The sequence below is a fragment of the Bacillus sp. VA13 genome (genome assembly GCF_055710085.1).
In genome coordinates, this window is sequence record NZ_JBVQPP010000003.1 from 78,450 (window position 1) to 102,673 (window position 24,224).

Annotated in this window: 26 protein-coding genes; 2 read left to right on the forward strand and 24 right to left on the reverse strand. The window is 43.6% G+C overall.

Annotated elements, in window-relative coordinates; all coding sequences use genetic code 11:
• Positions 1-11 precede the first annotated feature (11 nt).
• From AC0C66_RS12265 to AC0C66_RS12335, 15 genes are all read right to left on the reverse strand, one after another.
• Complete coding sequence (locus AC0C66_RS12265) at positions 12-1,913, reverse strand: PTS fructose transporter subunit IIABC (RefSeq protein ID WP_088679424.1); 1,902 nt, start codon at positions 1,911-1,913, stop codon at positions 12-14.
• A 14-nt stretch (positions 1,914-1,927) separates the two neighbouring features.
• Positions 1,928-2,839, reverse strand: coding sequence for a 1-phosphofructokinase (gene pfkB / locus AC0C66_RS12270; protein WP_079288731.1), 912 nt, complete (start codon positions 2,837-2,839; stop codon positions 1,928-1,930).
• Positions 2,836-3,591 carry a DeoR/GlpR family DNA-binding transcription regulator gene (locus tag AC0C66_RS12275; protein WP_003218720.1) on the reverse strand — a complete coding sequence of 252 codons (756 nt, stop codon included), beginning with the start codon at positions 3,589-3,591 and terminating at the stop codon, positions 2,836-2,838. Before AC0C66_RS12275 ends, pfkB begins: the two co-directional genes overlap by 4 nt.
• 279 nt (positions 3,592-3,870) lie before the next feature.
• Positions 3,871-5,064, reverse strand: coding sequence for a sporulation-delaying-protein transporter subunit SkiZ (gene skiZ, locus AC0C66_RS12280; RefSeq protein ID WP_072182646.1), 1,194 nt, complete (start codon positions 5,062-5,064; stop codon positions 3,871-3,873).
• The gene (yknY, locus tag AC0C66_RS12285; RefSeq protein ID WP_072182647.1) at positions 5,061-5,753 is read right to left on the reverse strand and encodes an ABC transporter ATP-binding protein YknY; all 693 of its coding nucleotides are present in this window, start codon (positions 5,751-5,753) and stop codon (positions 5,061-5,063) included. The genes skiZ and yknY overlap by 4 nt, the downstream gene beginning before the upstream one ends.
• Positions 5,754-6,887: an efflux RND transporter periplasmic adaptor subunit gene (locus AC0C66_RS12290; protein WP_072182648.1), complete on the reverse strand. Its 1,134-nt coding sequence runs from the start codon at positions 6,885-6,887 to the stop codon at positions 5,754-5,756. It abuts the gene before it with no gap.
• Positions 6,888-6,891: 4 nt separating this feature from the next.
• Positions 6,892-7,587, reverse strand: a complete 696-nt coding sequence (gene yknW / locus AC0C66_RS12295; protein ID WP_072182649.1) for a YknW family membrane protein — start codon at positions 7,585-7,587, stop codon at positions 6,892-6,894.
• Between the two features lie 114 nt (positions 7,588-7,701).
• On the reverse strand, positions 7,702-9,516 hold the full coding sequence (locus AC0C66_RS12300) for an ABC transporter ATP-binding protein (RefSeq protein WP_072182650.1): 1,815 nt from the start codon (positions 9,514-9,516) through the stop codon (positions 7,702-7,704).
• Positions 9,517-9,526: 10 nt separating this feature from the next.
• Positions 9,527-11,284 carry an ABC transporter ATP-binding protein gene (locus AC0C66_RS12305; protein WP_072182651.1) on the reverse strand — a complete coding sequence of 586 codons (1,758 nt, stop codon included), beginning with the start codon at positions 11,282-11,284 and terminating at the stop codon, positions 9,527-9,529.
• A 223-nt stretch (positions 11,285-11,507) separates the two neighbouring features.
• Positions 11,508-11,741, reverse strand: a complete 234-nt coding sequence (gene moaD, locus AC0C66_RS12310; protein ID WP_072182652.1) for a molybdopterin converting factor subunit 1 — start codon at positions 11,739-11,741, stop codon at positions 11,508-11,510.
• Entirely contained in the window at positions 11,734-12,207 is a 474-nt protein-coding gene (locus AC0C66_RS12315; protein WP_014113634.1) for a molybdenum cofactor biosynthesis protein MoaE, read from the reverse strand. Before AC0C66_RS12315 ends, moaD begins: the two co-directional genes overlap by 8 nt.
• Complete coding sequence (gene mobB, locus AC0C66_RS12320) at positions 12,194-12,727, reverse strand: molybdopterin-guanine dinucleotide biosynthesis protein B (protein WP_072182653.1); 534 nt, start codon at positions 12,725-12,727, stop codon at positions 12,194-12,196. The genes AC0C66_RS12315 and mobB overlap by 14 nt, the downstream gene beginning before the upstream one ends.
• Positions 12,688-13,980, reverse strand: coding sequence for a molybdopterin molybdotransferase MoeA (locus AC0C66_RS12325; protein ID WP_014113632.1), 1,293 nt, complete (start codon positions 13,978-13,980; stop codon positions 12,688-12,690). Before AC0C66_RS12325 ends, mobB begins: the two co-directional genes overlap by 40 nt.
• A 17-nt stretch (positions 13,981-13,997) precedes the next feature.
• Positions 13,998-15,017, reverse strand: a complete 1,020-nt coding sequence (locus tag AC0C66_RS12330) for a molybdopterin-synthase adenylyltransferase MoeB (protein WP_461845726.1) — start codon at positions 15,015-15,017, stop codon at positions 13,998-14,000.
• A 50-nt stretch (positions 15,018-15,067) separates the two neighbouring features.
• Complete coding sequence (locus tag AC0C66_RS12335) at positions 15,068-15,667, reverse strand: molybdenum cofactor guanylyltransferase (RefSeq protein WP_072182655.1); 600 nt, start codon at positions 15,665-15,667, stop codon at positions 15,068-15,070.
• Positions 15,668-15,802: 135 nt separating this feature from the next.
• Between AC0C66_RS12335 and cse15 the strand changes: the two genes are divergently transcribed.
• Positions 15,803-16,768, forward strand: a complete 966-nt coding sequence (gene cse15 / locus AC0C66_RS12340; RefSeq protein WP_072182656.1) for a spore protein Cse15 — start codon at positions 15,803-15,805, stop codon at positions 16,766-16,768.
• A gap of 40 nt (positions 16,769-16,808) precedes the next feature.
• Here the strand turns inward: cse15 and rok are convergent, their stop codons facing one another.
• The 3 genes from rok to ahpA form a co-directional block, all read right to left on the reverse strand.
• Positions 16,809-17,393, reverse strand: a complete 585-nt coding sequence (rok, locus tag AC0C66_RS12345; RefSeq protein ID WP_014113628.1) for a transcriptional regulator Rok — start codon at positions 17,391-17,393, stop codon at positions 16,809-16,811.
• A 450-nt stretch (positions 17,394-17,843) separates the two neighbouring features.
• Positions 17,844-18,302, reverse strand: a complete 459-nt coding sequence (gene ykuV, locus AC0C66_RS12350) for a thiol-disulfide oxidoreductase YkuV (protein WP_014113626.1) — start codon at positions 18,300-18,302, stop codon at positions 17,844-17,846.
• A 69-nt stretch (positions 18,303-18,371) separates the two neighbouring features.
• Entirely contained in the window at positions 18,372-18,914 is a 543-nt protein-coding gene (gene ahpA / locus AC0C66_RS12355) for a biofilm-specific peroxidase AhpA (protein ID WP_003245371.1), read from the reverse strand.
• Between the two features lie 243 nt (positions 18,915-19,157).
• Between ahpA and mscT the strand changes: the two genes are divergently transcribed.
• Entirely contained in the window at positions 19,158-19,961 is an 804-nt protein-coding gene (gene mscT, locus AC0C66_RS12360) for a small-conductance mechanosensitive channel protein MscT (protein WP_014113625.1), read from the forward strand.
• Between the two features lie 35 nt (positions 19,962-19,996).
• Here mscT and AC0C66_RS12365 read toward each other — a convergent pair whose 3' ends face one another.
• From AC0C66_RS12365 to AC0C66_RS12390, 6 genes are all read right to left on the reverse strand, one after another.
• Positions 19,997-20,242: a YkuS family protein gene (locus AC0C66_RS12365; RefSeq protein WP_003218684.1), complete on the reverse strand. Its 246-nt coding sequence runs from the start codon at positions 20,240-20,242 to the stop codon at positions 19,997-19,999.
• 61 nt (positions 20,243-20,303) lie between these two features.
• Positions 20,304-21,428: an N-acetyldiaminopimelate deacetylase gene (locus AC0C66_RS12370; RefSeq protein WP_061187374.1), complete on the reverse strand. Its 1,125-nt coding sequence runs from the start codon at positions 21,426-21,428 to the stop codon at positions 20,304-20,306.
• Between the two features lie 69 nt (positions 21,429-21,497).
• A complete protein-coding gene (dapD, locus tag AC0C66_RS12375; RefSeq protein WP_072183213.1) occupies positions 21,498-22,208 on the reverse strand; it encodes a 2,3,4,5-tetrahydropyridine-2,6-dicarboxylate N-acetyltransferase in 711 nt (236 codons plus the stop codon).
• Positions 22,209-22,313: 105 nt separating this feature from the next.
• Positions 22,314-22,769, reverse strand: a complete 456-nt coding sequence (locus AC0C66_RS12380; protein ID WP_072183212.1) for a flavodoxin — start codon at positions 22,767-22,769, stop codon at positions 22,314-22,316.
• A 15-nt stretch (positions 22,770-22,784) separates the two neighbouring features.
• On the reverse strand, positions 22,785-23,678 hold the full coding sequence (locus tag AC0C66_RS12385) for a hypothetical protein (protein WP_061187373.1): 894 nt from the start codon (positions 23,676-23,678) through the stop codon (positions 22,785-22,787).
• Entirely contained in the window at positions 23,668-24,144 is a 477-nt protein-coding gene (locus AC0C66_RS12390; RefSeq protein ID WP_072183211.1) for a flavodoxin, read from the reverse strand. Before AC0C66_RS12390 ends, AC0C66_RS12385 begins: the two co-directional genes overlap by 11 nt.
• Positions 24,145-24,224 lie beyond the last annotated feature (80 nt).

Below are 24,224 nucleotides of genomic sequence, written 5' to 3' on the forward strand. Positions count from 1 at the left end.
CGCTTTTTTTCTTATTTCTCTGTTACAGGTTTTTTAACGACACCGAGGATAATTGCCATCACGACAGCACCGATCACGATACTTAATAGGTAAAGCAACGGATGGTTTGTAATAAAGGCTACGAACACTCCTCCGTGAGGTGCCGGAAGCGTTACACGGAAGAATTCAGTTAATCCGCCGGCAACAGCTGCACCAACGACAGCAGCTGGGATGACGCGAAGTGGATCAGCCGCAGCAAACGGGATCGCTCCCTCTGTTACGAATGCAGCACCCATGAAGTAGCATGTAATACCTGCTTCACGGTCACGCTGAGAGAACTTGTTTCGGAAAATTGTTGTTGCAAGTGCGATACCAAGCGGGGGAACCATACCGCCGGCCATAATCGCTGCATGAGGCGCATAGTTGCCTGCATCGATCATCGCGATACCGAACGTAAAGGCTGCTTTATTAAGCGGACCGCCCATATCGATCGCCATCATACCGCCTAAGATAATACCCATTAATACAAGGTTGCCAGTACCAAGGCTTTCAAGCCAGTTTGTTAAGAAATCCATAAATGCTGCTACCGGTGTATTCACAACGAAACGCATGATAATACCAGTTAAGAAAATACCAAGCAGCGGATAAATTAATACAGGTTTCAGTCCGTCAAGTGACTGTGGAATAAAGACGAATGCTTTTTTCAAAAGAACAACGATATAACCAGCCAGGAATCCGGCAATTAATCCGCCTAAGAATCCAGCATTTGCTTGAGTAGCCATAAATCCGCCGACCATACCAGGCGCAAAACCAGGACGGTCTGCAATACTCATTGCGATGAATCCGGCAAGAACAGCCACAATTAATCCTAATGCATTGTCACCGCCGATAAACTTAAGAGCTGCAGCAAACGTGTTGTAAGTAGGATCATCCGGATTGGATGAATTAATTCCCCAGAAGAATGAAATCGCAACGAGGATACCGCCGCCGACTACGAACGGAAGCATGTTGCTGACACCGCTCATCAGATGTTTATAAAACGCACTTCCGATGCCGCCGCCAGATTTTCCACTCGCACCATCTTCATCGTTTGAAGCTGAAGAACCGCCGCCGCTGCCTTGATAAATCGGCGCATCTTGATTCATCGCTTTTTCGATAAGCTCTTGCGGGCGTCTGATACCTGCTGTAACAGGTACTTGAAGCACGCGCTTGCCTTTAAAGCGCTCCATTTCAACCTGCTTGTCCGCTGCGACAATGATTGCAGGTGCATCTTCAATTTCTTGGGCAGTCAGCTTGTGTTTAATACCGCTTGAACCGTTTGTTTCGACCTTAATGTCCACACCAAGCTCTTTCGCTTTTTCTTTAAGGGCATCCGCAGCCATGAATGTGTGTGCAATACCTGTCGGACATGCAGTCACCGCTAGGATTTTTCCTTTTCCGGCAGGTGCTGGTGCCGCTTCTTCTTCCTCTTCGTCATCATCTTTATCGTGCTGGTTAATGATGTCGATGATGGCATCTTCAGACTCAGCTTCAAGGAGCTGCTTGCGGATTTCTTCACGCATTAACAGCGTTGAAAGTCTTGACAATGCTTCAAGGTGAGTGTTGTTCGCGCCTTCAGTCGCCGCAATCATGAACACCAGGTGAGCCGGCTGGCCGTCTAATGATTCATAATCGACACCGTCTTTAGAACGTCCGAACGCGATCGCCGGGTTGATAACGCTTGCCGTTTTCGCATGCGGGATAGCGATTCCTTCACCGATACCTGTTGAGCTTTGGCTCTCACGATTTAAAATGGCTTCTTTGTAGGCTTGTCGGTCATTTAACTTTCCAGCCTTATCAAGAACAGTGACCATTTCGTCAATAACATTTTCTTTTTCTTTGCTCTCAATATTAAGCTTTATCGTATGCTTCGTTAAAAGCTCAGTTATTTTCACTTTTGTTTCCTCCTCTATAGACGTGTGACCTTAACTTCAGGAAGAAGCTGCTGGACAAATTCTTCTGTTCCAAGTTCTTCAGAGAACGCGGTAGCGCTGCCTGATGTCACTCCTAAGCGGAATGCTTCTTCAAGCGGCAGCTGTTTGGAAATACCGGCAAGGAACCCTGCAACGACGGAATCTCCCGCTCCGACTGAGTTTACCAATTTCCCCTTTGGCACGTTAGCAAAATAAACACCTTCGTTCGTAAACAGAAGCGCTCCGTCTCCTGCCATGGATACGATTACATGTTCAGCACCTTGTTCTACAAGCTTTTTCCCATAAGGAACTGCTTCTTCAACAGATGTAATTGTCGTGCCGAACATTTCTCCAAGCTCATGATGGTTTGGCTTCATCAAAAACGGTTTCATTTCTGTCGCTTTCAAAAGCGCCTCGCCTGAGATATCCAGAACAACTCGTGCGTTCTGCTGTTTGCAGGCCTCTGCGATTTTTTCATAAGTATCGTGAGGCAGTGAAGATGGAATGCTTCCCGCAAGGACGACGATATCTCCCTCTTGCAGAGATTGGAACTGTTCTAAAAAGGCTTTGAAATCTTCACCCGAAATTGTCGGTCCCTGCCCGTTAATTTCAGTTTCATCACCAGTTTTCAGCTTTACATTGATACGGGTATCTCCTTTTACTTCAGAAAAAGCTGTTTCCAGGTTCTCTTCCCGCAAAAATGTTTTGATATATTCTCCGGTAAATCCGCCGACGAATCCGAGCGCTTTAGACGGTACATGGTGTCTTTTCAGCAGTCTCGATACGTTGATGCCTTTGCCCCCTGGATACTTTGTATCGTATGCGGAACGGTTCAGGCCTCCTACAGTAAAATCTTCAACGTGAACAATATAATCGACAGATGGATTAAGTGTTACAGTGTAAATCATGGTTTCACTACCTTTACGACAGTTTTTTCTTGGTAATTATCGAATGTAAGCTCTTCAGCGTCAGTCGTAATGATTGTTGCGTCGCCTATTCCGGCGAATGCCGAAAATGAAATTTCTCCGAATTTCGAAGGGTCTGCTAAGACGTAAGCGTGTTTTGCCTGTTTGACAGCTTTCTGTTTTAAAAGGGCCTCATCAGGGTCCGGCGTTGTGAAGCCAGCCTCTGTATGGACACCGTTTGTCCCCAGAAAGCTCTTGTCGAATCTGTACTGATCCATGGCAATCAGTGAAGCGCCTCCAATAACCGCGCCCGTTCTGTGCTTTACGTATCCTCCAAGCAGATAAAAAGAAATTTCTTTCCTTATTAATGCTTCGATATGCATCACCCCGTTTGTGACAACGACAATATCTTTGCTTTTATCCATAAAATCAATCATGTGCAAAGTCGTCGTGCCTGCATCAAGGTAAATGCAGTCCCCTTCTTCTAAAAGTGAAGCAGCTTTTTCAGCAATCTTCAATTTGTCGTGAAGGTTTTTGGATGATTTTTCAAGCATATCGGGTTCAAGTCTGATATCGGAAAGCTTGGCCGCTCCCCCATGAACACGCTTTAAAAAACCGCGTTCTTCAAGTGTCGATAAATCTCTTCTGATTGTTGATTCAGAAGCATTTGTCAGATTTATGAGCTCTTGAATTTTTACCACATCATACTTTTCTATTTGATCAATAATCAATTGATGCCGTTCAGGAGTTAACATGCTTCACCTCCTAATGAAAACGTATTCATTTTGAATACAATTTCATTGTAAACGCTCTTTTCAATTTAGGCAACTAAAATCATTCAAATTCATTCAATAACTATCAAAATCTTTCACGTTTCTCCATATTAACGTATGTCTATAGGGTTTGTAAACTGTAAATTCGACAAAAATAAGGACAATTGTACGACATTTTCTTCTTATTTTAATGAAAAAAGTCTTTTATATTCATAGTAGAAACCATTAAACATAAAAAAACCTCATGCATGTTGCATGAGGTTACTCATAACGCAGCGCTTCAATCGGATCAAGCTTTGCGGCTTTATTTGCAGGAAGCATGCCGAAAATAACACCAATGAGCATACTGAACAGCACGCCCCCGCATACAACCTGCCAGGATATGAGTGACGGCCAGCCCGCAATGGCAGAAACAAGCGCGGCCCCTCCGTATCCGATTCCAATCCCAATCAGTCCGCCGATAAGCGTCAATACGACTGATTCAATTAAAAACTGAGTCAGAATCTGCCCCCTCGTCGCACCGAGTGATTTTCTGATTCCGATTTCTCGCGTCCGTTCTGTGACTGATACGAGCATAATATTCATGACACCGATTCCGCCCACCAAAAGAGAGATCCCTGCAATTGAGCCGATAATCGTCGTCATAATCGCCGTTACTTTGCCAATCCCGGCAGCAATCTCTTCCATGTTCATCACTTGATACGAATCCTCTGTGCCATGATTGTCATTTACCAGCTGTGCCGCTTCTTTTCCAGCTGATTTTATGTCATCTGCTGATTCAACTTGCAATGATACATTACTGAAATCACTTGTGCCAAAAGAGGATTTCATCATATTAAATGGCACATACATTTCACTTAAACCGAAAGAAAGCAAGCCTGTTTCTTTTTTCAGCACGCCGATAATTTCAACAGGCTGTCCGTTGATCCAGACTACTTCACCGAGAGGGGAGGTTTTATTAAACATCTCTTCAGCCATCTTTTGAGAGATGACTCCGGCTCTTTTCCCCGCGAGAAAATCATTGTCGTTAAAGGTTCGGCCGCTATCGATTTCTAAAGAATTAGCATTCATGTATCCATCGTTTATGCCGTTAATCGTAACATCGGTTTCTTCCTCATGATAACGTGCTGTCATACTTTCAGAAGTCGAGGCAACGACTTGTTTGATGCCCTCTATCTCTTTTAAACCTTTAATATCGTTTTCTGTAAAAGTAGATTCTGCTAAGGCGTTCGGATTGCTTGCAAGCTCCTCATCGCTTGGCATATAGTACAGCTCCACGGTATTTCCTGGGCCGCTGATCGACTGCTTCAGCATTTGCTCGCCGCCCTGTCCTACCGCAACGACAACAATGACAGAGCCTACACCAATGATAATGCCGAGCATCGTTAAAATCGAACGCATTTTATGGGCAAGGACAGAGCTTAGAGCCATTCTGATGTTTTCTAACAGGCTCATTCTCCCACACCCCTTTGTCCGGAGCTGGCAGGAACAATGTTTCCGTCACGCACCATGACGATCCGATTCGTGCAATCTGCAACTTCCGGCTCGTGAGTAACAAGAACGATTGTCGTTCCTTCGGCATTTAATGCTGTAAATTGATCCATAATCGCCTCGCTTGTTTTCGTATCCAGCGCGCCGGTCGGTTCATCAGCTAAAATCAATTTTGGCTCATTCACGATCGCCCTCGCAATCGCCACCCGCTGCTTCTGTCCGCCCGACAGCTCATTGGGCATGTGGAGCATTCGATCGGCTAACCCGACCTTTTCCAACGCTTTCTCAGCCCGTTCTTGCCGTTCTTTTTTGCCTATACCGGAATAAATCATCGGCAGTTCAACATTTTTTTTTGCGTTCAGCCGCGGAAGAAGCTGAAATTGCTGAAATACAAAACCGATAGACCGGTTACGGACTGCCGCCAATTCTTTATCTTTATATGAAGAAATATCTTCGCCGTCTAATTTATACGTACCGGAAGTCGGCCGGTCAAGACATCCGATAATATTCATGATCGTCGATTTCCCTGATCCTGACGGCCCCATAATCGAGACATATTCCCCTTGATGAATGTCCAAATCAATAGAATGGAGAACATCAAACGTTTCCTTGCCGATCTGGTAGCTTTTTCGCACATTAGAAAGCTGAATCATTTATGCTTTCACTTCCGTTCCATCGGTTACCTGATCAGAAGGATTCAAAATGACTTGATCATCTTGAGAAATTCCCTCTTTAATTTCTGTCAGATCATCTGTTACTTGACCGATTTTGACATCAACTCGTTTTGCTTTTCCGTCTTTTACTGTATACACATAATATTGATCATCTTCTTTTTTGACTGCCTTTGAAGGAAGCGTATTTGCTTTCCGCTTATCTGTTTCAATATTCATGATGAATTTAAACCCTGGCTTTCCTTCTGGAAGATTCCCTTTTATTTTCACTTGAAGCGGGTACTGGACCGCTTGTTCTGTTCCTTGTGCCGCAGTGCTTTCCTGCTGGTCCGGAACAAGTCCGACTGCGGAAACTGTGCCTTTCCATGTTTTATCCTGAATAACATCTGAAGTGAGTGTGACCTTCTGGCCTTTTTTGACTTTCAGTGTATCGTATTCAGACAATTTCCCTGAGACGACAAGGTCTTTCGGGTTGCCGATATGTATGACAGGCTCTTGAATATCTGATTTTTTGGATGCCGCTTCTTGGTTGACAGAAATAACGGTGCCTTCGATTTCGCTTTTCACTTGAAGATCTGACACCCGATTGGCAAGTGACTGCCGCTGAAGCTCGGTTTGTTTTAATTCGATCTCAGCAGCTTTTTCCTGCATTTGAAGCTCCGTCCGCTCAGATTCAATTTGTTTTTCTGCTTCTTTCTTGCCAACCTGTTTTTCCAGTTCTTTTTCTTTGCTGTCTAAGGCTTTTAACTTTTCTTGTATTTGGTCAATTTGAAGCTGATTCGATTGAGCCGTTAACTGGTTCTGTTCTTTTTCCAGGCTCAGCTGCTCATTTGTATAGGTGATCAAAGGCGTGCCCTTTTTAACTTTATCGCCTTCCTTTACTTTAATGTCTTCTAATGTCCCTTTATCCGCTTCATAAAACACATACTGTTCATTTGAAAATTTAAGTGTGCCGGGAACCATAACCGTTGACGAGATTTCTTTTTCTTCGAGGCCTCCCGTCTGTATCTTCTGGCCAGCGCTGCCGCTTGTCGGAGCGGCAGACCGGTAAATATTCATTCCAATAAAAAGAGCGACTAAAACTGCGATTCCAATTCCGATCCAGACTTTTTTCATAAGTTTATGCACCCGCCACAGAATTGATTAAACCTGAAAAGAACGAAAATGCGACCAGAATCCCGAAAAGAACAATCACTGAAATCCATCCTGCTTTTTTTGAGATGCCGCCTGTTTTGTGAAGTCCGATTGCCAATAATACATAGCTCCATATACTGAATATCTCAAAGGTATTTAACACGCTGGCAAGAGCTCCGTCAGATGGGATAATCCCTGCCAGTGACGTCGTGCTGTAAAGAGGATTCACGTCAGTCGTAAAAGCAACAATTCCATTAACCAATAATCCAAGACTGCTAATCAAAGAGACAAACAGACCGAGAGAAAGCATTTTTTTGTATGTCGTAACTCCGCCTGATATTTTTACACAGAGCCAATAAATAAGAGGGGCAATAAATAACGCTGCGATACCGCCGAAAATAGCGCCTGCCATTCCTCCAAATTTGGTTATTGTTGCGACAGTTTCAATTTGTTCAGCTGATAGCCCTTGAGTGTCCCCGCTTTTCAAAAGCTCACTATAATCCGTACCGAGTGATTGCAGTACCGCGCCGACGATGATAATCGCTGCAACAATAAAAAGCGGTCCCCATACAGCCGGTCTTTCTCTTATTCTTTCAAATTGAACGGACGGACTTGTGATCACTCCGAAAAGTGATGGCTTTTCAGTCGCCATTCCGCTGTTTTTTTCTACATTTGTTTCCATTATAAAACCTCCTCGAGAATATCTAACAAATAGTACGGGAGAGGCATCAAAAAGTTTCATGTTTTTCTAATAAATTTCCAAAAGCCTTCAATATATAACTGAAGGCTTTTTATATTATTCTATCGCTGCACTATATTGCGCTTTTACAAGCCCGGCATAGATGCCCCCTTTAGCGAGCAGCTGGTCATGGTTTCCTTCTTCCATTTTCTTGCCGTGATCAAGAACAATGATGCGGTCGGCGTCGCGGATTGTGGACAATCTGTGGGCGATCATCACTGCTGTACGCCCATTCAGCAGCGTTTTTAACGCCTGCTGAATTTTCACCTCCGTCTCTGTATCAATACTGGCCGTTGCTTCGTCAAGGATGATAATAGCTGGATCGGCGAGCAATGCTCTTGCAAAGGAAATGAGCTGGCGCTGTCCGGCAGACAGTACGCTGCCCCTTTCCTCCACCTCTGTTTTGTATCCTTCTGCTAAACCAGAAATAAATTCATCCGCTCCGACCGCTTTGGCTGCTTTCATCACTTCTTCGTCTGAAGCACCCGGCCGGCCAAAACGAATATTTTCCATGATGGTCCCGGAGAAAATAAATGTATCTTGCAGCACAATGCTGATTTGAGTGCGCAGACTGGCAAGGGAGAGATCCTTTATCGGAATGCCGTCTATTTTAATGGTGCCTCCCGTGGCATCATAAAAACGGCTGATTAAATTGGCGATCGTCGTTTTCCCGCTCCCCGTATGTCCGACAAGCGCAAGCGTCGAGCCCGCCGGGATAGAGAAGGAAACCGCGTGAAGGGCTTTTCGTTTTTCATCATACGAAAATTCAACCTCTTCAAAACTGATCTCCCCACTTATCTTTTTCTTATGAATGGCATCCGGCTTCTCCTTGACATTTGGCTGTTCGTCCAGAAACTCAAAAATCCGTTCGGATGATGCCATCCCCATTAACAGCTGGTTATAAACCTGGCCCAGTCTCGAAATAGGTTCCCAAAACATGCCCAGATAGAAGGCAAAAGAAACGAAGACGCCAATCGTGATGGTTTCATTCATGATGAGTGTGGCGCCATACCAAATCAAAACAGCCGTTCCTATCGCATTCGTCATTTCTACCAACGGACGGAACATGGCATTTTTTCTTGTTGCTTCCCTCCATGATTGATAGTTCTCCTGATTGACGCCGTCAAAAAACGCCATGTTTTCTTCTTCCTGCGTAAATGCCTGCGTGACACGGATGCCCTGAATGCTTTCATTCAGATGAGAATTGAGCTTCGATTGCTTAAGGCGCACCGTTTGCCAGGAGCGGCGTATTTTTTTTCTGAGACTTGTTGAAATAAAAAACATGATCGGCAGTGTCACCATAATGGCAATAGTCAGCTCAGGACTCAGCGTAAACAAAATGATGATAACACCGGCCAGAAGGAGCAAGTCGGTCAATAAGTTGATGACTCCGCTTGTAAAGAGCTCTTGAAGAGAGTTAATATCATTCATAATCCTGACCAAGATCGATCCGGCCGACCGCTGATCAAAAAATCGATGGGATAAGCGCTGCACATGGGTAAATAAATGCTGGCGCAAATCGTAAATCACATGCTGCCCAAGCTGATTCATCCACCTGATTCTTAACACATTGGCGGCATAATTGAGCACATATAAACCGCTAATGATAAAAATGAGCTGGGTCAGCAGCTCCGAGTTTCTCGCTGTAATCGCTTGATCGAGAACATAAATACCGATCAGAATAGGAATCACAAGCTTCACAGCAGTCCCAATCAATACAGTGAGAAAGGAAAGCGGCAAAATTGTTTTTCGATAAGGTTTGACATAACTCAGCAGCCGCCACATTTGAGCCCAGTTAAACGGTTTTTCAATGATTTCATCTGAAGAATAATAGAAACGCTCCAAAATCCCCTGTTTTTTTGCTTGTTTCATATGGCCCTCCCTATCCGACCTGATGCGGCTCATTGATCATTTTGACATCACGATATTGCAAATCGTAAATCTTTTTATAGTAGCCGCCTTTTTCAAGAAGCTCGTGATGTGTTCCCCTTTCACAAATGCGCCCTTTATTAAAAACGAGAATTTCATCGGCGTGTTTCAATGAAGAAATGCGGTGAGCGATGATAAAGGTTGTGCGATTTTTCATGACTTCTTTTAAGGCAAGCTGTATGCTGTGCTCCGTTTGCATATCTACTGCGCTTGTGGCATCGTCCAATATTAAAACGCTCGGGTTCAAACAAATGGCTCTCGCAATGGCGATACGCTGTTTCTGTCCGCCGGAAAGTCCCATTCCCCTCTCTCCCAGCATGGTGTCATATCCATCAGGAAGCTCCATAATAAAGTCGTGAGCCTGCGCCCTTTTTGCCGCTTCGATGATGTCATCCATTGAGGCATCCGGCCTCCCGTACGAAATGTTTGATCGAATCGTAGATGAAAACAGAAAAGATTCTTGAAGTACGACCCCGATATTGGAGCGAAGGGTTTTTAACGAATAATCTGTGATGGGTTTGTGATCGATGGTAATCATTCCGCCAACAGGGCTGTAAAATCTGGTGAGGAGCTGTGTAACTGAGCTTTTGCCTGAACCTGTCGGGCCCAATAGTCCGATTATCTTCCCGCTGTTTGCCTCAAAGCTTACATTGCACAGCGCGTTTGTTTGTTCTTTTCCGTATGCAAGAGAAACATTTTTGAAATGGACATTTCCGGTTAATTTTTGTTTATGCAAAGCATGAGCATGGTCTGTGATGTCTTCTTCTTTTTCCAGAATTTCCAGCAGGCGTTCACCTGACGCTTTTGCTTGAGAGAACATATTGATTACAAAGCCTAAGTTCATAATCGGCCACATCATATAATTGACGAGGCTGAAAAAAGCGACAAGCTCGCCGGGATTAAGCTGATTTTGCATGACTAAGTAGCCGCCGTATGAGAGGAGAGCTACAATACAAATGTTCCCGATGAACTCCATTAAAGGGAAATACGCAGACCAAATGGATGATGTTTGTAAATATTGTGCCCTGTATTCCGCATTGGCTTTATTAAAAGTGCTGATCTGAAAATCTTCCCTTGAAAGAGATTTAACCGTATTGATGCCGCTGATATTTTCTTGGACTTTTGTATTGAGTTTCGCAAACGATTTGCGGATGCCTCTAAAGGCAGGATGGACCCTTTTGTCAAACTGATATACCGCAACAGCGAGAAATGGCAGAACAGCTATGGTCACAAGCGTAAGTGGAACAGAATAGTAAAACATGACTGACAGGCTGATGGCGACCAGCAGGCCGAATCGAATGAGCTCAGCGAGACCGTATGATAAGAAAAAACGAAGCCCTTCAACATCAGCTGTCAGCCTGGACATCAAATCTCCTGTTTTCGCATTATCATAATAAGAAAAAGAAAGCCGCTGCAGTTTTTCATACAGACCATTTCTCAGCCGATAAACAGATTTGATTCCAAACATATCACCTAAATATTGATGAAAAAAAGTGGCGGTTCCTTTCAAGGCCATTACCGCAATAAATCCTAAGCTGACCCATGTTGCAAGCTGATACTGCCGTCCCAGTACGATTTCATCAATCGTAATTTGCAGGATAATCGGGTAAACGACAGTAATCGCAGTCATCAAAAGCATGGCCAGAAGCGACCACATAAACACTTTTCTGTACGGCCAATAAAACATTTTTAATCTTTTAAATGTCTCCATATCCAGCACCTTTCCAATTTTTATCATCTTTACTATATCGATACCCGAAATAAATTTCTATTGTTTTTCAAAAATTCAGTCTAATGATGGAGTGGGTCTCTTACTTTATAGGGAGTCACTTATATGTAGAATAAACGCTTACAGAAAATCATTGTATGCTGAGGATGCTTGGGGATATGCGAAAAAAATACAGAAAAACCGGAGGCTGAATGCCGTCCGGTTTTCATCCACCGCTGACCGGCGGAATGATGGCTACCGTGTCACCTGAAGATACGGAGGTATTTTCTTTTACATAGCTTTCGTTAACGGCAATCATAGCTGTATCAATAGATTCGAGGCCGTATTGTTCTTTTAGACTCACTTTTATTTCATCTGTTGTTGCTTGTTCCATATCTATTTCCAATGTTTGTGTGCCGGCCTGTTCGGCAAGCCCTGCAAATAAAAGAATTTTAATCATGCTGCTCTCCCTCGCTTAGATCTGGTTTTCCGTTCGGATAAGCTGTTGTTTCAAGCTGGTCGCCGATCCATTGCTCACCGTCTTCCCAAATTTCTTTTTTCCAAATCGGCACAATCTGTTTAATTCGTTCGATCGCATACTCATTGGCTTCATAAGCAGCTTTTCGATGGGGAGAAGATACAGCGATCACGACCGCTGCTTCACCGATATCCAGCACACCTATGCGGTGCGTGATCGCCGCTGAAGCGCCTTCCCACTTTTCTTCGATTTCAGCCCCGATTTGAGCCAGCATCTGTACGGCCATCGGTTCATATGCCTCATATTCAAGGCGAACCGTTCTTTTTCCGTTTGTCCATTCCCGAACCGTGCCAATAAATGTAGTAATTGCCCCTGCTTCCCGTTTCTCCACTTTTTTGACGATGTCTTCAGTAATAATGGGTGTTTTCGTAACCTCAAACCGTTCCATTATGCGATTCCCCCTTCAGCTGTGAGAGCACAAAATCCACCGCAACCGGATCATCCGCATGAAAAACGGGTAATTCCTGCTGCTCTGTCATATGCTCTTTTTTTCTATAGATGATGGCGATTGTATTTACAGTCTGCAGCGCTTCTAGATCTTCCTTTTCGCTTAGTATAACTATTTTAGGATAAGACGCTTTTTTAAAGCCTTCTATCAGAAGGCAGTCTGTTTCGAGAAACTGATATAACTCGATCAGCCGTGGCAAATCCCAATTGCGGCGGGCTGTCAGCTGTAACACACCAGCACCTTCTACCGCTGTCACATCAGAACCTGCCGCTTGGTAACGATCAGTGTCTTTTCCTTCAGTGAACGTTTGCGGTTCACCGCCGTGACCGTGATGCTTCAGACAGCCTAAATTGAGCCCCTGTTCAGAGGCTTTTTCAAGAATACGCTCAATAAACGTTGTTTTCCCGCTGTTTTGAAATCCTACAACTTGGACGATCGGGAAAGGACAGACCAAGGCCATTCACTTCCATTCTCTTCTCTGATGAGCAGCACTTGAACCGTTCGGCCTGATTCATACCCTCTCGTGCCGCCCGGCAGGATAATAAACGCATTTGCTTCTGCAAGTGACGTAACAGAGCTCGACTTATCTAATCCGACGGGTGTCGCCAACAGCTTCCCTTCCTGGTGATACACGAACGCACGAACAAATCGGGTAAATGGGTTCGGCTTTGGAAAATCCTTTGTCAAAACAGCTTCTGCACAAATTGAATGCGGTTTTTCATTGAACAGCCAAGTCTGGATCATCGGTTTGACAAACAGTTCAAAACCGACATAGCATGCTGACGGATTACCTGACAGGCCAAACAGCAGCATATCGTTTGCATGCGCCACCGTTGTCACGCTGCCCGGGCGCATGGCAACTTTATTAAAGAGCACGTCCGCTCCGAGTTTTTCATAAATCGCAGGCAAAAAGTCAAAATCACCCACTGACACGCCGCCAGTTGTAATCAGAAAATCAACCTTTTTCATTGCTTCTTTGATCGCGGCAAAGCTTTTATCCAGATCATCAGAAATTTTCCCTAAATAAAGCGGTGATCCGCCTGCTTCTATCACTTGCGCATACACCATACTGGCATTGCTGTTGCGGATTTTCCCCGGCTCCAGTGGATCACTAACATTCAGCAATTCTGTACCAGTTGCGATAATCCCGACAACAGGCTTTCTCACAACAGGCACAGATGCGTATCCGAAGGTTGCCAAAAGCGCAGACACTCCTGGTGTTACCCGGGTGCCCTTTCTCAATAAAACACTCCCTTTTTGAGCGTCTTCACCTGTTTTTGAAATATTATCCCCCGGCTGGAAGCGGCGTTTTAAAGACATAAACGCTTTCCCATTCTCCTCAAAGGGTTGAGTCAGCTCTATCATGACGACAGCATCTGCTCCTTCAGGGATTTGAGCACCAGTCATAATCCGCACGGCCTGAAACGGGCCAAGTTCTTTTTCAGATACAGCCCCCGCTCCAATATGATCTATAACCTCAAACCGAACTGGGTTCTCACGTGAAGCTTCAGCCGTATCGCACGCTCTGACAGCAAAACCGTCATATGGCGAACGGTCAAATGCAGGTACGTGGTGATCCGCTGTTACATCTTCAGCTAAAAATCGATGAAGGCTTTCTTCAAGCGCCACCCATTCCGTTTCCCCTTGTTTTTGAAAATAGCTGACACGCCGAACTGCCTCGTCTACCGGTATCGGTGTTCTTTTCTCCAGCATTCTGACCCCTCCTGTTGTTACAATCCAATTACTCTTGCCAACACGGAATTGGCTTCTTTCACATCATTTGTGCCATGCACCAGTGCCCGTCCGTCATTGAAAATGACGATTCTGTAATCTTCGTAAAAAATATGCAGCAAAAACGCATTGGCCTCGACCTTGCCGATTGTTTTCAGCCGCTTGATGAGCTCCTGTTTCGGAATTCTTTTTAATGATTCCGATCTTACCTGAACTGTATCACGGCCGCACAGTACAGCGGCTTTTGGTGTGTTCCAGTCTTGGAGATAAGGATAAACCGCATGTGCCCCGCAAGACGGGCAATCCTCACGGCGTACATGATCAACGTTAATTTTCATATGTGAGTTGTTCCAGACATCGAATGTCACAAAACCGCGCTGTATCGCGTCTGTTTGTCCGGTTAACAGCTTTAAAGCCTCAGCCTGCTGATAAGCCGAAACGATATGCACAGCGGGCGGAATGATGCCAGCAGTATCACACGTCGCCCCGCCGACAGGAATTTGCTCAAACAAACAAGACAGACAAGGGGTTTCTCCCGGAATAATAGTCATGAACATCCCCTGGCTGCTTACACAAGCACCATAGACCCACGGTGTCTTTGTTTTCTGGGCTAGATCATTTATCAGCATGCGGGTTTCAAAATTATCTGTCGCGTCGATCACGACATCTGCTTTTTCAATCAGCGGCTCAAGCGTTTCGGCTGTTCCTTCGGCAACATACGCCTCAATATGTATTCCGCTGTTAATCGCTGATAGATGCTCTTTGGCAGCCATGGCTTTCGGCATACGGAGCTTGGCATCGCTTTCTGTATAAAGCTGCTGCCTTTGCAGGTTGCTCCACTCCACATAGTCACGGTCAATAATGGTAATAGTACCGACCCCCGCTCTCGAAAGCCCTTCAGCACCTGCAGTCCCAAGCGCTCCAGCTCCGACAACCAGCACATGGCTGTCTCCCAGTCTTTTCTGGCCTATTTCGCCTATTTGCTTAAATCTGATTTGCCGTGAATAACGCTCCTCCATCAAACCTGTTCTCCTTATCTTTTATGTCATCTTAACATGTTTTTGCTCCATCAGTCCCACCTGAAGGAGTCCGTTTTTTCTTCCAAACGCCTAAAATCATCACGTGTATTAACATTGATAAACTCTGCCGGATTTGCCCCGATCTCTTCAGCCTGTACGTAACAAACCGAAATTCGGCCTAACAAATCTGATATTCTTAATCTCTTCTCAGAGAGCTGATCATATAGAATGGGCATGATTCGTTTATGGTAAATTGCAATAAGTGGCTGCTCCCGTCCGTCTGAAATCGGGACGACCGCGTCTATCCCCTCAGTCATCAGACGCTTGAGCTCCAGCATCGTCCTTCTTTGTATCAGCGGCGTGTCACAGGAAAGAACAGTATAAAGATCACCGTCTGTCTTTTTAAAAGCGGTATATATACCAGCCAAAGGCCCCATTCCTTGAAACGGCTCAGCATCTTGATACACTTCGATTTCACCGTTTTCTTGAAATCTATCAATAAACTCAGGACGGCTGATGATAACCGTATGTTCTCCAAGCGCCTTTTTAGCCCATTCGTAAAACATCTTGCCTCTCCAATTCACAAACGCCTTCGGTTCTCCGAAGCGGCGTGAGGCTCCTCCTGCCAGCAGTACATTTGTATGCTTCATGTCATCTCACCTCTAGTTCGATAAAAGCATAGCAAAAGCACAGCCCCAATGCCAATGCTTGTCTGTTTATTAAAGAGGAATAGCTGTTCAGTATTTGCATATTGTAGTGTTAACATCATGAGGGAGATGGTTCGAATGAAAAGATCAGGTCCTTTTTTCCACGACGTGTCTCAGGAGAACCTTTATTTAAAATCAGAGCTATCAAGGTGCCATAAGCTAATTTCCGAACTTGAAGCAAGCTACTTCCATCAGAAAAATAACAAGCTTCTCAAAGAAAATAATGATATGAAAGAAAAACTCCAGCAGCTGTCTGCCGAATTAACACAAATGTCAACGAAGGAAAAACACGCCTCCCATACCAGCCAAACCCTGCACCAAATAAGAGCTGAACTGCTTGATAAAATCGTTGCTTTGCAGGAGCTTCTTTCTGCTGAAACCTATAAACGCAAAGCCGAAATAGAAGAAAAACATAAACTTCATATTGCTAATATCAAAATTGAAGAAGAAAATAAAAATCTTCATAAACGAATCAGCCATCTTCAGGCCTCTATTGAGCAGGAACAAGGCGCACTCCTTCAGGCAAAACAGCAAACCGAATTGATAAAAGCCGAAAATGGCCGTCTAAAAGAGCAAATGGTAGAAAAAGAATATCAGCTAAAACATATTAAAATAGAAGTTGATCATATGAAAGATCGAATCATAGAAACGAAAGAAAGGCTGCTCGAAATAGAAAAAACGAAAGAAAAATTATTTCACGAAACTATTATATCGTATAAACGGCAGCTTGATGAAAGCGATGCCTGGATTGCTTCTCATTTTGCCGATATTGATGGCGGCACGAAACAAAAAGAAAAAACGGCAGAAGAAACTCCAGCGGTCTACACGCAGCCAAATCATGTAGAAACCATACTTGATGATGTCACCAAGCAGATACATGCGCTTCAAAAACAGCTTGCCCGCGCCCAATCATCAGACCAAGCCATGAGCCATACAATCGAAGAGCTGAAAAACAGAGCCGCTGAAGAAAAGCCATATCAAAAGTGGGTATATAAGCTTAATCTTGAAAAAGAAAACAAACCTTCACAGAAAAAAACTCAATAAAAAAACTGCTTGAGCCATGCCAAGCAGTTTTTCTGTATCTTTATTCATTAGCTGATTCTGCAGATTCAGCTGATTCAATTTCGCCTTCTAAAATGTACTGGCCGCGATACGGCTTTTTCACTTCCGGGTACATTTTAATTAAGCTTTGCATAAACGTTGTCATATTAGGGATTTCAAGACCGCTTTCTTTTTCAATCTCTTTTTGAAGCTCAGAGCTCTTAATCGCCGCATTGTGGCGTTTTAATGTTTTAATGGCAGCTTCACGCAGCTTAGCTGCTTTTGATCCCGGTCTTGCTGTCCCTCTTCTTCTTCGTGTTGTTCCGTCTGGTATACCGGCAGGAAGAGAGGAAATAGATTGAAGCTGAGGCTGAACAGACTGCTGCTGTGATTGCGGCTGATAGCTTCTGATTTCCTGAGCCGCAAGCTCAGCGAGAACCGGCAGAGAGTCAGGTTTTTTTTCAGAACGGAAATCCTTTTTGATTTCGGAAGGGCTTCCATTTCTGTCTAGCTCTCTTAATTTTGCGTATATTTTATCACGTTCAATTTGATATTCACGAATGACTTTCACTTCAGCTTCATTTAATTGTTCTAACCGCAAGCGCAAAGCTTCTCTTTCATTAAACATTCCTCAATGTACCCCCTATCAAAATTAACATCTTTAATTAAGATATTAGATTACAAAAGTAATTTTATCAACTATTATTTTAGCATTTTACTATTATATTTACTCTATGAAAAATTCCTTATTTTCTGAAAATGTTTTATTTTTCAAAAGAGTCCTTTATTCACAAGGGATTGAGGGGCTTTCAAATTCATTTGGTATAATGTTGAAAATATATATATTACTTACTTCTTTAATGAAATTTAGTGTAATATCTACAATTTTCGAGTTATGGGATATGAAATTTATCTAAAATTGAGGAAAAACATCAAAAATGAGCTGTTTTTTTAGCGTATCAATCAAACAAATCATCATTTCCTATACCCAAATTTGGAAAAATAAGCTTCTTACTCTTCTTCGATTGCTTTCTTTCACAAATAAAAAAACCTGATGAGATCAGGTTTTTATGAAGAACTATTCAGATGCCTGTTCTGTTTCAGCCAGTACACGGTTCACACGTTTTTCAAGCATCTTCATACCGCTCCCGCCGGCTTGGAAGTGACGGAGCTGTCCTGTTTTATCAAACACATAGTATGCAGGCACATATTCATTTTCAAATGCATCGGTTAAAACATGATCACTGTCAACAAAAATCGGCTGAGTGATGTCATGTTCAGCAGCTACTTCTTTAATTTTGCCGAGGTCAAGATCATCTTCGGAACGAGGCATATGCACAGCTACAACGTTCAATTTATCTTGATATTTATCACGAAATTCATTCACTTGTGGCATCGCTTCTTTGCACAGATGGCAGCTGATGGACCAAAAATGAATAAGCGTCGGCTTTTCCCCGATCAATTGCTCTCTCGTTACTTCACCATTGAACCAAGCTTTTTCCCCTGTCAATTCAGGCATTGGCTGACGTAATTTCATTGCTTTTCCCTCCTATTAAACAGAAAGGCCTAACGAATATGTTAGACCCTTTTTCGTCCTTAGAAAGAATTAAAGTGTTTTTTGGCCTGGTTTCCAGTTAGCCGGGCAGAGTCCGCCAGTTTGCAGCGCTTGAAGAACACGAAGCGTTTCATCAACGTCACGGCCAATGTTGTTGTGGAAAACAGTTTGATATTGGAGCTCGCCTTCAGGATTGATAATAAACAATCCACGCAGGGCCACACCTTCTTCTTCGATTAAAACGCCATATTCACGGGATACCTCATGGTTTGTATCAGCAGCAAGCGGATATTTCAGCTGGCCAAGGCCGTTTTCTTTACGGTCTGTATTAATCCACGCCAAATGAGTATGGATTGTATCAGTTGAAACCCCGATGACTTCAGCATCAAGATCTTCGAATTCGTCATAGCGGTCAGACATTGCTGTGATTTCAGTCGGACAAACAAAAGTGAAGTCCATTGGATAGAAGAACAACACTGTCCATTTGTCGTTTTTCATGTTTTCCTCAAGACTTACTTTGCCAAATTCTTTACTTGCAAGGACTGCTTCCATTTCAAAACGAGGAGCCTGTTTACCTACCATACGTTCTGCCATATGTATCCCTCCAATTTATAGTTTGGCTTAAAAGCCGGACTCACATGAAAGTAAAGGATGTTTACCCATATTTCGTTAATAACATCACAATGCCCATTATATAGGAGCCGATTTTCAGAGTAAATTTTTAACAAATCTTGTATGTCTTTGGTTTCGACATTTTGGAATAAAGAGTTTAACATATTCATGTATAGGGTAACTCATCTCAATGTGCAGCAATCAATTCAGAAAAGGAGCTCCAACATGTATTTTATTAAACAATACGATTGGGCGGGACTGATTACAAATGCCGGTATTCTGCTCATTAAACTCGTCATTATGGTATTGCTCTATTTTATCGTTCGATCTTTAGGCATAAAAATCATTAAACATCTGTTTGCAAAATTCGAGGAGCAGCACAGCTTGTCTATCGGACGTGCACATACGCTCCGAAGCCTGACTCTTAACATATTTGCTTACATATTAATTTTTATATTCTTTGTCATGGTTCTTGATTTGTTCCATTACGATCCAAGTGCTCTTTTAGCGGGAGCAGGAATCGTCGGACTGGCTGTCGGATTTGGCGCCCAAGGACTTGTCAGCGACATTGTGACAGGTTTTTTTATATTGCTTGAAAAACAATTGGATGTCGGAGATTATATTACTGTTTCCACCTTTGACGGGATTGTTGAGCAGGTTGGCTTAAGAACCACTCAAATCCGCAGCTTTGACGGAACCCTGCATTATATCCCAAACAGAAACATTACAAACGTGAGCAATCATTCGCGGGGAACAATGCAGGCTCTGGTTGATATTAAAGTGCCGGCTGAAAGAAATATTGATGAAACGATTCACATTTTACAGCAAGTATGTGATGAGACAGCAGCCGCTCTCCCGCAAATAAAAGAAGGCCCTAATGTCATCGGAATTCAAGAACTGGGCACTTCTGAAATCGTGATCAGAGTCATTGCCAAAACAGAAAATATGGAACAGTGGCGGGTTGAGCGAGTGCTTAGAAAGGAAATAAAAACTGCACTTGACCGTGCTTTTCCTAAAGAAACAGAATAAATAAAAGAACCGAAGCTTTTTGCTTCGGTTTTTATTTACTGAATTCTGCTTTCAACTTCGCTGCAAATTTCTTCAGCAGTCATCCCGGAAGCTGTAATGACAGGTGCTTGTGTTACCGTATCGGCTATTCCTTGCACATTATTATCAAGACCTGTTACGACACAGCAGTCACAGCCTTTTGCATCGTCAGGGCTTTTCATCATTACAACGTCATATCCTTTTTCTTTTAATGCAGCTTCTACATCTGATAACGATTGCTCAATTCCAATTTTTTTAGCCATTATTGAACACCTCCGTTTACTAGAGTGCTCATTTTATGGAATTTTATTCTTTCATTTATACTTAATTGGCATAAACAGAAAAATAACCTGTCATGACGTTAACCGCTGTCTCTATCGCATTTTCATCGGGATTCAGCTTTGCGTGATGAAGCCCATGTTCAGAGTCAGCACCGAGCCAGAACATGAAGCCGGGATATTTTTTCAGCATGTAGCCAAAATCCTCTCCAGTCATTGCTTCTTTTGCTTCGATTACTGTTGCCAGTTGATGTTCAGCAACAAAAGACATAAATTCTTCTGTCAGTCCGTTCGTATTGTAAACTTGGTGATACACTGACGGGTATGTCACTTTCCCTTTGCAGCGGAACCCGATTTCGATTCCTTTCACTATATCTTCAATCCGCTCCTTTACCTTCTTCATTGATTCTTCAGAAAGCGTGCGGATCGTGCCTTCCAAGTGGGCCGTTTCCGCAATGATATTTTGTGCTGAGCCGCCGGTAATGGTACCAACTGTAATAACGGCACTGTCCAGCGGATCTGTGTTTCTAGAGATGATCGTTTGCAGCTGGGTGACAAGTGTGCTTGCGGCTACAACCATGTCCTCGGCCAAATGCGGATAGGCTGCATGTCCCCCTTTGCCTTCCAGATCGATGACAAGCTCTGATGTATTCGCAAAAAGAAGGCCGCTTTTTGTCGCGATAGTGCCTACTGGCAGCTCTGGAGCAATATGCAGCGCAGTGATGAAATCAGGCTTCCACTTTTTTAAAACGTCGCTCTCAAGCATTGGTTCCGCACCGCCAGGTCCTTCCTCTGCCGGTTGAAACAGAAAGAGCAAATCATGTTTGACCGGATGGTGAACAAAATGGTCAATAATGCCGAGTGCAATCGTCATATGCAAATCGTGTCCGCAGGCGTGCATGTTACCGTGATGCTCTGATGCGAACGGAAGGCCGGTTTGCTCTTCAATGGAAAGCGCGTCGATATCCGCTCTGTACGCCAGCATTTTTTCCGGCGCCGTTCCGTTGATCTTTACAAAAAGCCCTGTTCGCCATTTCTCAATTTCAATCCTGTCTTGCGGATATTGTTCCAAAACATTTAATAAATATTGCTGGGTTTTGAACTCCTGAAATCCAAGCTCCGGTATACGGTGCAGATCTCTGCGGATTGCGATGAGCTCCTCTTTCTTCATTTTCATTCCTCCTGCCTATACGAATAAGGCGTGGATATATTATCCACGCCTTTTTTATCAAACCATTCCTTACAGCTGGCGTAATTCCTGCTTGATTTCAGTTTTGCCTTTTGTTTTCTCATCAATGTCTTTGATTTTTTTAGCAGGTGTTCCTGCAACGACAGTGTATGGCTCAACATCGTTTACCACGATCGCGCCCGCAGCAACAACCGCTCCTTTACCTACTGTTACGCCTTCAAGCACAACAGCATTTGCGCCGATCACAACGTCGTCTTCAATGACAACCGGTTTAGCGGATGGCGGCTCAATAACGCCCGCAAGTACAGAACCCGCTCCGATATGGCAGTTTTTACCAACGGTAGCTCGTCCACCCAAGACAACGTTCATATCGATCATTGTGCCTTCGCCGATAACTGAACCGATATTGATAGAAGCACCCATCATGATGACTGCGTTATCACCGATTTCAACTTGGTCGCGGATGATCGCGCCCGGCTCGATACGCGCTTTGATATTTTTAAGATCAAGCATTGGAATCGCAGAATTGCGGCGGTCATTTTCAACCACATAGTCTTCGATTTTGCTTTGATTTTCTTCAATTGCTGTTTGAATTTCGCTCCATTCACCGAAAACGACACCAGTGTTTCCGTTGATAAAAGCTTTCGCAGATTCGCCGAAATTGATTCCATCCAGCTCACCTTTCACGTAAACCTTTACCGGTGTAGATTTTGTACTATTTTGAATAAATGAAATAATTTCATTTGCGTCCATCATTTTCATATGTATAGTCCTCCTCCTGATTTTCTACCTCATTACTGTATCAAAGGAAAGATACAAAGACAAGAAAAAAAGGAACAGCCGCTTTAGCAGTTCCCAGTGGGTGAGTCAGACAGCGATTCCGCTTTTCTTTGCGAATTGTCTCCCGAACTCCATTAAATCTTCCTCTTCTTCACCTTCTGGATTATTTTCGATTTTTACCGAAGGCAGCACAATTTCGCCTCCGCGTTCTTTTATTTTTGCTTCGAGCGTATCAACTGCTCCGCAGAAAAATTCATATGCTGTATCACCGGACCCGAATACGGCGCATGTTTTGCCGGAAAAATCAATCTCATCCATATCTTCAGCAAGGTCTAAAAATTCATCAGGCAGATCTCCGTCTCCCCACGTATAGGTTCCCATAATAATATGATCATAATCGTTAAACAACTGTGCATTATCAATATCTATCGCTTCAAAACGGTCCGCTTCCACTTCCGCCTCCTGAAGCCCCTTCTCAATCAAATCTGCCATCGCTTCAGTGTTGCCTGACATTGTTGCATAAACGAGCAAAATCTTCCCCAATTCCTTATTCCTCCTCTAATGAATCATTGCTGAAACTTCGTACGGCTGGACAAATTTACATTCATACAAGCCTGCACAAAAGAAATTCTCTTTCTGATTAGCCACTCTCCACCCATGCCCCTTAATGGTATCGAACCATTTTAACGCTCGGGCTTCGAGATCAGCCTGGTAAATTCTCGAATAACCATTTTCATCTTGCGTCGTTGTGACATATATAATTCCATCATCCTCTGAAATATCAAGAAATGATTCTTCTTTTCTGATCATGCTGGATTGTATGGTGAATTCTTCATCAGTCAAAATATTCCGTACAGTGACAGCACCGTGCTTTCCTTTCACAGACCCCGTCGCCGCCACTAACCAATTTTCATTGAACACGAGCATGGATGCCGTCATCCGGTTTTCTTCTTTCTTTACCATTTGGACAGTATCACGTTTAAAATCGTAAGCCCAAATGCCCCCAAAATATTCGTGTATTTGCGTGCCGATGAAAAGACTGCCGCCGTGCAGGCACAACGAACGGATTACAGGGGGGTTATCAAATTCCGCAAAAGGTTTGGCTACGCGCCATGAAACACCAAAATCATCCGATACATAAATGCAATGCTTGCCATGGGCACAGACAAATCCATCATTTCGGCCGGTAATCGCCCACACTGTTGCATTTGTCGGAAAGCTCGACATCGTCCAGGTTTTCCCTTCGTCAGACGAGCGAATGATCGTTCCCTTTTCACCGACGCCAAATAAGTAAGACCCTATGTAACTGATGCAATGAATTTTGCTTTTCAAACGAAAAAGCTTTCTCCAGCCCTGCTCCAAAGAATAATGAAAAATGCCTTCTCTTTGTACCGCCACAAAATAACCAGGAAATGCCGATGCCGTGACAGCAGTCGCTCCTTTATGAAACATGGATTTTTTCCTTGTTCATATAATCTGCCCATGCAAGAAAATCTCTTGCAAACGCTCGGCAGCTTTCCACATCTTCATCTGTTTCAGGCGCTAGTTCGATTTTCAATGTTTCCTGGTAAACGGCAGCTCCCGCCTCTTGCAACATGACACTGAACAAATTGACCGCTTCACAAAACTTCGGATAAGAATAATCTCCAGATCCGAAGCAGGCTGTTTTTAAGCCATTAAGCTGAAGCTGTTTGACCTCTTCAAAAAAATCTTCCGCTTCGTAAGGCAAATCGCCGTCGCCCCATGTATAGGTGCCAATCAGCAAATAATCATAGGATGTCAAAGCAGACACATCCGCATCATCTATCTCGACACAATCGATATCCAACTCATATTCCTGAAGCGTTTCTTTTATAATTACGGCAATGTCTTCTGTATTTCCTGACATGCTGGCATATGTAATCAAGGCTTTAGCCATGTTATCACCTCATCAATTGATAATGATTTTCAATATCATATGTATCACTTTAACTGATAATGATTTTCATTGTCAATGTG

Excerpts from the sequence above, each read along its gene's own strand:
- pfkB (WP_079288731.1), bottom strand. The coding sequence starts at position 2,839 with ATGATTTACACTGTAACACTTAATCCATCTGTCGATTATATTGTTCAC.
- AC0C66_RS12275 (WP_003218720.1), bottom strand. The coding sequence starts at position 3,591 with ATGTTAACTCCTGAACGGCATCAATTGATTATTGATCAAATAGAAAAG.
- skiZ (WP_072182646.1), bottom strand. The coding sequence starts at position 5,064 with ATGAGCCTGTTAGAAAACATCAGAATGGCTCTAAGCTCTGTCCTTGCC.
- yknY (WP_072182647.1), bottom strand. The coding sequence starts at position 5,753 with ATGATTCAGCTTTCTAATGTGCGAAAAAGCTACCAGATCGGCAAGGAA.
- AC0C66_RS12290 (WP_072182648.1), bottom strand. The coding sequence starts at position 6,887 with ATGAAAAAAGTCTGGATCGGAATTGGAATCGCAGTTTTAGTCGCTCTT.
- yknW (WP_072182649.1), bottom strand. The coding sequence starts at position 7,587 with ATGGAAACAAATGTAGAAAAAAACAGCGGAATGGCGACTGAAAAGCCA.
- AC0C66_RS12300 (WP_072182650.1), bottom strand. The coding sequence starts at position 9,516 with ATGAAACAAGCAAAAAAACAGGGGATTTTGGAGCGTTTCTATTATTCT.
- AC0C66_RS12305 (WP_072182651.1), bottom strand. The coding sequence starts at position 11,284 with ATGGAGACATTTAAAAGATTAAAAATGTTTTATTGGCCGTACAGAAAA.
- moaD (WP_072182652.1), bottom strand. The coding sequence starts at position 11,741 with ATGATTAAAATTCTTTTATTTGCAGGGCTTGCCGAACAGGCCGGCACA.
- AC0C66_RS12315 (WP_014113634.1), bottom strand. The coding sequence starts at position 12,207 with ATGGAACGGTTTGAGGTTACGAAAACACCCATTATTACTGAAGACATC.
- mobB (WP_072182653.1), bottom strand. The coding sequence starts at position 12,727 with ATGGCCTTGGTCTGTCCTTTCCCGATCGTCCAAGTTGTAGGATTTCAA.
- AC0C66_RS12325 (WP_014113632.1), bottom strand. The coding sequence starts at position 13,980 with ATGCTGGAGAAAAGAACACCGATACCGGTAGACGAGGCAGTTCGGCGT.
- AC0C66_RS12330 (WP_461845726.1), bottom strand. The coding sequence starts at position 15,017 with ATGGAGGAGCGTTATTCACGGCAAATCAGATTTAAGCAAATAGGCGAA.
- AC0C66_RS12335 (WP_072182655.1), bottom strand. The coding sequence starts at position 15,667 with ATGAAGCATACAAATGTACTGCTGGCAGGAGGAGCCTCACGCCGCTTC.
- cse15 (WP_072182656.1), top strand. The coding sequence starts at position 15,803 with ATGAAAAGATCAGGTCCTTTTTTCCACGACGTGTCTCAGGAGAACCTT.
- rok (WP_014113628.1), bottom strand. The coding sequence starts at position 17,393 with ATGTTTAATGAAAGAGAAGCTTTGCGCTTGCGGTTAGAACAATTAAAT.
- ykuV (WP_014113626.1), bottom strand. The coding sequence starts at position 18,302 with ATGAAATTACGTCAGCCAATGCCTGAATTGACAGGGGAAAAAGCTTGG.
- ahpA (WP_003245371.1), bottom strand. The coding sequence starts at position 18,914 with ATGGCAGAACGTATGGTAGGTAAACAGGCTCCTCGTTTTGAAATGGAA.
- mscT (WP_014113625.1), top strand. The coding sequence starts at position 19,158 with ATGTATTTTATTAAACAATACGATTGGGCGGGACTGATTACAAATGCC.
- AC0C66_RS12365 (WP_003218684.1), bottom strand. The coding sequence starts at position 20,242 with ATGGCTAAAAAAATTGGAATTGAGCAATCGTTATCAGATGTAGAAGCT.
- AC0C66_RS12370 (WP_061187374.1), bottom strand. The coding sequence starts at position 21,428 with ATGAAGAAAGAGGAGCTCATCGCAATCCGCAGAGATCTGCACCGTATA.
- dapD (WP_072183213.1), bottom strand. The coding sequence starts at position 22,208 with ATGAAAATGATGGACGCAAATGAAATTATTTCATTTATTCAAAATAGT.
- AC0C66_RS12385 (WP_061187373.1), bottom strand. The coding sequence starts at position 23,678 with ATGTTTCATAAAGGAGCGACTGCTGTCACGGCATCGGCATTTCCTGGT.
- AC0C66_RS12390 (WP_072183211.1), bottom strand. The coding sequence starts at position 24,144 with ATGGCTAAAGCCTTGATTACATATGCCAGCATGTCAGGAAATACAGAA.